General features: G+C 64.2%; 1 protein-coding gene. It reads left to right on the top strand.

The window, feature by feature from the left end; translation table 11 throughout:
* On the top strand, window positions 1-1,900 hold a 1,900-nt coding region (locus EN884_RS34650; protein ID WP_128361071.1), incomplete at both ends, for a pyruvate carboxylase.

The following is a 1,900-nucleotide window of genomic DNA, read 5'->3' as shown; positions in this document are numbered from 1 at the left end:
CCGCTTATTCGGGCGCGGTCATCACCCGCTTCTACGATCCGCTGCTGGAGAAGGTGACGGCGTGGGCGCCGACGCCGGCCGAGACGATCGCCCGCATGAATCGGGCGCTGCGCGAGTTCCGCATCCGCGGCGTCGCCACCAATTTGACCTTCCTCGAAGCGATCATCAACCATCCGAGCTTCGCCGACAATTCCTACACGACCAAGTTCATCGACACGACGCCGGAACTGTTCCAGCAGGTCAAGCGCCAGGACCGCGCCACCAAGCTCATCAACTATCTCGCCGACGTCAGCGTCAACGGCCATCCCGAGACGCGCGGCCGGCCGCAGCCGAAGGCCGACGCCGCGGCACCCGTGGTGCCTTACCTCAACGGCAATGTGCCCGGCGGCAGCAAGCAGAAGCTGGATGTGCTGGGCCCGCAGAAGTTCGCCGCCTGGATGCGCGATCAGAAGGAGGTTCTGGTCACCGACACGACGATGCGCGATGGCCATCAATCGCTGCTGGCGACGCGCATGCGCACGCATGACATTGCCGGCATCGCCGGTGCCTATGCGCGTGCCTTGCCGCAGCTTCTATCGCTGGAATGCTGGGGTGGCGCCACCTTCGACGTCGCGATGCGCTTCCTCACCGAGGATCCGTGGGAGCGGCTGTCGCTGGTGCGCGAGGCGGCGCCCAATCTGCTGTTGCAGATGCTGCTGCGCGGTGCCAATGGCGTCGGCTACACCAACTATCCCGACAATGTCGTGCAGCATTTCGTCAAGCAGGCAGCAAGCGGTGGCATCGACCTGTTCCGGGTCTTCGATTGCCTGAACTGGGTCGACAACATGCGCGTCGCCATGGATGCGGTCGGAGCCGAGGGCAAGCTGATCGAAGCGGCGATCTGCTACACCGGCGATATCCTCGATCCGGCTCGGGCGAAATACGACCTCAAATACTATGTCGGCCTGGCCGGGGAATTGCAGGCGGCCGGCGCCCACATCATCGCCGTCAAGGACATGGCCGGCCTGCTGAAGCCTTCCGCAGCACGCGTGCTGTTCAAGGCGCTGCGCGAGGCGACCGACCTGCCGATCCATTTCCACACCCACGACACGTCGGGCCTGTCGGCGGCGACGGTGCTGGCGGCGGTGGAAAGCGGCGTCGACGCCATAGACGCGGCGATGGATGCCTTCTCCGGCAACACCTCGCAGCCATGCCTTGGCTCACTCGTCGAGGCGCTGAAGGGCACCGAACGCGACCCCGGTCTCGACCCGCAATGGATCAGGAAGATCTCGTTCTACTGGGAAGCGGTGCGCAACCAGTACGCCGCCTTCGAAAGCGACCTCAAGGGGCCGGCCTCGGAAGTCTATCTGCACGAGATGCCGGGCGGCCAGTTCACCAATCTGAAGGAACAGGCTCGCTCGCTCGGATTGGAGACGCGCTGGCACGAGGTGGCGCAGACCTATCACGACGTCAATCTGATGTTCGGCGACATCGTCAAGGTGACGCCGTCGTCCAAGGTCGTCGGCGACATGGCATTGATGATGGTCAGCCAGGACCTGACCGTTGCCGATGTCGAAAACCCGGATAGGGATATCGCCTTCCCGGATTCGGTCGTCTCGATGCTGCGCGGCGACCTCGGCCAGTCGCCAGGCGGGTGGCCGGTGGCGCTGCAGAGGAAGGCGCTCAAAGGCGACAAGCCGATCACGGTGCGGCCCGGCTCGCTGCTCAAGCCAGCCGACCTCAAGGCCAACCGCAAGGAAATCGAGGAGAAGCTCGAGCGCAAGCTGTCGGAATTCGAATTCGCCTCGTGGCTGATGTATCCGAAGGTGTTCACGGATTTCGCCGGCGCGCAGGAAACCTATGGGCCGGTCAGCGTGCTGCCGACGCCGACGTATTTCTACGGCATGAAGCCGGAAGACGA

The organism is Mesorhizobium sp. M7A.F.Ca.AU.001.01.1.1, assembly GCF_004022735.1.
GTDB lineage: Bacteria > Pseudomonadota > Alphaproteobacteria > Rhizobiales > Rhizobiaceae > Mesorhizobium > Mesorhizobium ciceri.
Note: the sequence above shows the minus strand (reverse complement) of the source record. Positions and strands in the feature narration are given on the sequence as shown.